The organism is Deltaproteobacteria bacterium, assembly GCA_003696105.1.
GTDB lineage: Bacteria > Myxococcota_A > Polyangia > Haliangiales > J016 > J016.
The window spans coordinates 1-4,886 of record RFGE01000231.1 but is presented as its reverse complement, the minus strand read 5'-3'; the positions used below and the strand labels follow the sequence as shown (position 1 = coordinate 4,886).

7 protein-coding genes are annotated in these 4,886 nt (G+C 70.8%); 2 read left to right on the top strand and 5 right to left on the bottom strand.

Annotation, left to right across the window (positions count from 1 at the left end; translation table 11 throughout):
• Positions 1-182 precede the first annotated feature (182 nt).
• Together D6689_15250 and D6689_15245 are read right to left on the bottom strand one after the other, a co-directional pair.
• Positions 183-980 (bottom strand): ATP-dependent protease, encoded by a 798-nt coding sequence (locus D6689_15250; protein ID RMH39935.1) that lies wholly within the window; start codon positions 978-980, stop codon positions 183-185.
• On the bottom strand, positions 842-1,309 hold the full coding sequence (locus D6689_15245) for a DUF2203 family protein (protein RMH39933.1): 468 nt from the start codon (positions 1,307-1,309) through the stop codon (positions 842-844). The genes D6689_15250 and D6689_15245 overlap by 139 nt, the downstream gene beginning before the upstream one ends.
• Positions 1,310-1,315: 6 nt before the next feature.
• Between D6689_15245 and D6689_15240 the strand changes: the two genes are divergently transcribed.
• Positions 1,316-2,059: an SDR family oxidoreductase gene (locus D6689_15240; protein ID RMH39932.1), complete on the top strand. Its 744-nt coding sequence runs from the start codon at positions 1,316-1,318 to the stop codon at positions 2,057-2,059.
• Positions 2,060-2,072: 13 nt separating this feature from the next.
• Here the strand turns inward: D6689_15240 and D6689_15235 are convergent, their stop codons facing one another.
• From D6689_15235 to D6689_15225, 3 genes are read right to left on the bottom strand one after another with little or no spacing between them, the layout of a single operon-like run.
• Positions 2,073-2,564: a hypothetical protein gene (locus tag D6689_15235; GenBank protein ID RMH39931.1), complete on the bottom strand. Its 492-nt coding sequence runs from the start codon at positions 2,562-2,564 to the stop codon at positions 2,073-2,075.
• Positions 2,561-3,154, bottom strand: a complete 594-nt coding sequence (locus D6689_15230) for a DUF3501 family protein (protein ID RMH39930.1) — start codon at positions 3,152-3,154, stop codon at positions 2,561-2,563. Before D6689_15230 ends, D6689_15235 begins: the two co-directional genes overlap by 4 nt.
• Positions 3,151-3,573, bottom strand: coding sequence for a rubrerythrin (locus tag D6689_15225; protein RMH39929.1), 423 nt, complete (start codon positions 3,571-3,573; stop codon positions 3,151-3,153). Before D6689_15225 ends, D6689_15230 begins: the two co-directional genes overlap by 4 nt.
• Positions 3,574-3,658: 85 nt before the next feature.
• Here D6689_15225 and D6689_15220 point away from each other — a divergent pair, with 85 nt between their 5' ends.
• Positions 3,659-4,810 carry a deoxyhypusine synthase gene (locus D6689_15220; protein RMH39934.1) on the top strand — a complete coding sequence of 384 codons (1,152 nt, stop codon included), beginning with the start codon at positions 3,659-3,661 and terminating at the stop codon, positions 4,808-4,810.
• Positions 4,811-4,886: the final 76 nt, after the last annotated feature.

Genomic DNA, 4,886 nt, shown 5'->3' with positions numbered 1-4,886 from the left:
GTCGAAGGTCGCCGTCGCGGCGGCGGCGCGGGTTCTGGCCGAAGGGCGGCGAAGCCCCGGCCTGACCGTGATCCGATAGCCCTATGCTCCGATAGCCGACTGCTCGGCCGGCGGAGGGCCCGCCTGCCGCGCAGCGGTGCGCCGGTGCGTCGAGCCGGGTCGCGCCGGCGCGCGGGGCGCGGTCAGTTGAGCATCGTGTTGCTCGGCCCGACTTTCGCCAGCAGGTGGCTCACGCGGGCGAGCACCGCTTCCAGGCGATCCGCCGGATCGAGCGTCTCGAGTAGGCGCTGGCGCTCGTCGGGATCGCGCATGAGCGCTGCGCCGAGCAGGTCGGCGCACGCCGCGGGCGACGCGGCGTGGGACATGAGGTCGCAAAGCGGCTCGGCGTCGTCGCCGATCGCGTCGGCCAGCCGGCCGCACAGCGCGATGAGCTGGTCGAACGTCGCGGACACGACCTCGGGGCGGCGACTTCGCCCGTCCGGCAGCACGCGCGCGCGCACCCGCCGGTAGCTCGTTGCAACGGCAAGTTCCTCCTCGATACGCGCGCGTCCCAGCCCGCGCACGAGAATATTGTAGCGGCCGTCGTCGAGCGCTTCGTCGGCGACGATTACGCCGACGCCACATGTGTCGTACACGGGCGGCCTGCCGTAGTAGTCGGCCTCGTAACCCGGGCGGAGCCGCGCGATACCGAGCAGGCGATCGTCGGCCAGCACGTCCCTCACCATGTCGCGATAGCGCTGCTCGAACACGTGGAGCGGCAACAGCGCGCCCGGCAGCAGCACCGCGTCGGGCAGCGGAAAGATTGCCAGATCCGACAGCTGGCGCCGATCGCTCGACTCGATCACGGGAGGATTCCATCGAGTTCCGACACGGGGCGGCGACCGTCGAACCCGGCGTCCGGGTCGTGCCAGAAGGCGACCTCCGGCTCGCCGAACCGCCAACACCACAGGATGTCGCGGTCGGCCGCGCGGCCGGGCCAGTCGACCAGGCCGATCTCGATGTCTTTGATCTGCGCGCCGGTGTCGTGAATGAGATCCACCTGTTCGCGGAGCGCTTCGACGAGGCCGTAAAAGTGCGCGCGGTCGCGGAGCACGTGCGGCGGCGCGCCTTCGGGCAGTTCGTCCTCGTCGCCCTGTTCCGGCGCGAAGCCGGCGCGGTCGAGGCGCTCGTACAGGGCCTTGAGCTGCATGCGCACCTGCATGACCTGCGTGAACACGGCGTGCAGGCGTTGGACCTGAGCGTTGGCCTCGGCGAGGGTGAAGTAGCGTTTGGAAGGCATGGTGCGGCTCCGCTCCGATCCGTATAGCATGCCGGTGTGAAGCTCGCCGGCAAGGTCGCACTCGTCACCGGGGCCGGGCGACGCGTGGGCCGCGCGATCGCGCTGGCGTGCGCCGACGCCGGGGCCGCCGTCGCGGTTCACTATCGGTCGTCCGCCGCGGGCGCGCGGCAGGTCGTCGACGCGATCCGCGAGCGAGGAGGCGAGGCCGAGTCGTTCGCGGCCGATCTGACCGCGCCGGAAGCCGCGCGCGGGCTCGCGGACGCGGTCGCGGCCGCCTTCGGCGGCGTCGACGTGCTCGTCAACTCCGCCGCGGCGTTCGTCCGCGGCGACTTCGTCGGCATGGACGACGCGGCGTGGGAGCGCGCCTGGCGCGTGAGCTTCGAGACGAACCTGCTGGCGCCGGCGCGGCTCACGCGGCTGTGCGCGCAATCGCTGGCGGCTCGCGCCGGAGCCGTGGTGAACGTGCTCGAGGTCGGGGCGACCCACGCGTGGCCGTCGTACGCGCACCACACGGCGGCCAAGGCCGGACTGGCGCACCTCACGCGCACGCTGGCTGTCGCATTGGCTCCGCGCGTGCGGGTCAACGGCGTGTCGCCCGGCATCGCCGCGTTCCCGCCCGACATGCCGGAGGCCGAACGCGCGGCGCTCGTCGACAAGACCCTGCTCGGCCGACCGGGCACGCCCGACGACGTGGCGGCCGCCGTCGTGTTCCTGGCGGCGCACCCGTACATCACCGGTGCGATCGTGCCGGTCGACGGCGGCTGGTCGGTACCGCGGTGACCCGCGCCGGCGATCAGTGCGCGGCCGCGACGACGTCGAGCGCGTTGACCAGGCGGTCGAACGGGAACGGCAAGTCGTTGGCCTTGCCTTGACAGGTGAGCGTCACGCTGGCGTCGGCGTCGCCGATTTCGAACGTGTAGACCTCGTCGGTGTCCTTCGCGCGCGGGTTGATGCAGTCCGACAGGTTGCGCCAGCCGGCGTCTTCGAAGCTGCGCCACACGTCGTCGAACTCGGCGCGCGACAGGGGCTGCACGGTCTCGTCGCGGTTGCCGCTGTCGTCCGCCGTCCATTTGCGGATCGTCTGCTCGGTGTCGGAACACCGGATTTCGATGCCCAACTCCGGGGCGACGAAGCCGCCGACGACGACGTACTGCGCGTGCCGTTCGTTGCACGTGAAGTCCGCGTACGTGTCGTCGGCTGGCCCCGTCGACCGGGCGCGCGATCCGCCGCCGCACGCCACCGCCGCGAGCGTGGCGGCGGCCCACGCGATCCCGAGCGCTCTCACCGCTGTCCGCCGCCCTCGTAGTCGGCCGCCAGCGACGCGCGCGTCTGCTCGCTCAGTTCGGCCCGGTGTCGGTACTCCGGGTGATCGATCTCGATCGCGAGCGGCGTGCCGGGGGTCAGCAGCGCCCGCTTGGCCTCGGCGGACAGCGGAAACCGGGTGTATTGCACCGCGGAGATCCGCTCGTGCGTCGCCCGTCCCGGCTCGAACGCGGCGCGAATCGCGTGGTCGCCGATGTGGAGGATGACGTGCTCGTCGAGGCCGACGAGGCGGTTGAGCTCCGCCTGCGCATCTGCGTCGGGCGGAAGCTCGATGAACAACGTCGCCGACAGCGAGTCTTCGGTCGGCATCAGCGCGTTGTAGACGTCGATCTCCTCCTGAATCTTGTCGGGCTCGGTGATGCCCTCGGCCCGCAGCATCTCCTCGATCTGGAAGATCAGGGTGTGGCGGTTCTCGAACACGAGCGTGACCAGCGGCCCCACGTGGACGCGCCGGGGCTTCTTGAGCTCGATGATCCGCTTGCAGAGATCGTCCCGGAAGCCGGCGTACAGCGCCGGCCCCCGGATGTCCTTGCGCGTGATCGGCTCGATCATTTCGCCAGGGAGTCGAGCCCCTTCTGGAACCGGCCGGCGTGCGAGCGCTCGGCGCGGGCCAGGGTCTCGAACCACTCGGCGATCTCCTCGAAGCCTTCCTCGCGCGCGGTCTTGGCGAAGCCGGGGTACATCTCGGTGTACTCGTAGGTCTCGCCGGCGATCGCGGCCTTCAGGTTGGCGGCGGTGTCGCCGATCGGCAGGTCGGTCGCCGGATCGCCGACCTTCTTGAGGTAATCGAGGTGACCGTGCGCGTGGCCGGTTTCGCCCTCGGCCGTGTCGCGGAACAGGCCGGCGATGTCCGGGTGGCCCTCGACGTCGGCGATCTTGGCGAAGTACAGGTAGCGGCGGTTCGCCTGCGACTCACCCGCGAACGCGGCCTTGAGGTTTTCGTGCGTCTTGGATCCCTTCAGTTCGGCCATGGTCTGTCCTCCTTCGGTGTCGCCTACGTAGCACGGTGGCCCCAGGGCTGACAAGGCGGCCGAGGCGTGCGATGGTCCGGGCATGCTGACCAAGCGTGCGAAGCTGGCGCCGCCGCCGCTCGCCGAGGGCTCCGCGGACGTCGCCGCTCTCATCGACACGTACTTCAACGCCTACAATGCGGGTCGGTTGCGCGAGGCCTGCCAGCTGTGGGCCCACATGATCGACAGCGGGGCGACGATCGGGCTGTCGCTGTCCGGTGCGCTGACGCCGGCGGGGCTGTCGTCGGTGATCACCCCGCTGATCGAGAGCGGCTTCGTCGACTACATCTCGTCGACCGGCGCGAACCTGTACCACGACCTGCACTTCGACCTCGGCTTCGACCTGTATCGCGGCGACGCGCGCATCGCATCCGGCGCGCACGACGTCGACCTGCGCCGCGACCACATCATCCGCGTCTACGACGTGCTGTTCGAGGCGGACGTGCTGTACAAGACCGACGACTGGCTGTACCGCGTCATGACCGCGCCCGAGTTCTCGGGGCGGATGGGCACCGCCGAGCTGCACTACAAGATCGGCAAGTACGCGCTCGAGACCGCGCGACAGACGGGCGCCAAGCCGAGCATCCTCGCGACCTGCCACGCGCTCGACGTGCCGGTGTGGTCGCCGAGTCCCGGCGACTCGACGATCGGCCTGAACGTGGCCGCGATGCAGGCCGCCAACCGCCGCGACCCGGGCCAGGTGCCGATCGTCGACCCGTCGCTGGACGTCAACGCCATGGCGGCGCTCGTGTACGACTGCAAGGTCGCGCAGGGCGGCACGTCCGGCGTCGTGATCCTCGGCGGCGGCGCGCCGAAGAACTTCCTGCTGCAGACCGAGCCCCAGATTCAGGAGATCCTCGGGCTCGAGGAAAAGGGCCACGACTACTTCATCCAGGTGACGGATGCCCGCGTCGACACGGGCGGGCTGTCCGGCGCCACGCCATCCGAGGCGGTGAGCTGGGGCAAGGTCGATCCGACGAAGCTGCCCGATTGCGTGGTGGCGTACTCGGACACCACGATCGCGCTGCCGCTGATGGCCAGCTACGTGCTCCACAAGTGCAAGCCGCGGGAGCCGCGCCGGCTGTACCGCCGCGTCGACGAGATGTCGGACGCGCTCGGGCGCGCCTACCAGTCGTCGCCGCGGTTTCAGCGGCTGATGGCGCAAAACGCCGGTCCGCCGACCGGCGGATCGCGCTAGGGTTCGCCGCCCGGCGCGCGCCCGTGCCCGGTGGCTCGCGCCGGCCTCCCCGGCGGATCGCGCCGAGGTCCGCCGC

What these genes read in the sequence shown, in the direction of transcription:
- D6689_15245 (RMH39933.1), bottom strand. Translation starts at nt 1,309, where the DNA reads ATGCTATACGGATCGGAGCGGAGCCGCACCATGCCTTCCAAACGCTAC.
- D6689_15225 (RMH39929.1), bottom strand. Translation starts at nt 3,573, where the DNA reads ATGGCCGAACTGAAGGGATCCAAGACGCACGAAAACCTCAAGGCCGCG.
- D6689_15230 (RMH39930.1), bottom strand. Translation starts at nt 3,154, where the DNA reads ATGATCGAGCCGATCACGCGCAAGGACATCCGGGGGCCGGCGCTGTAC.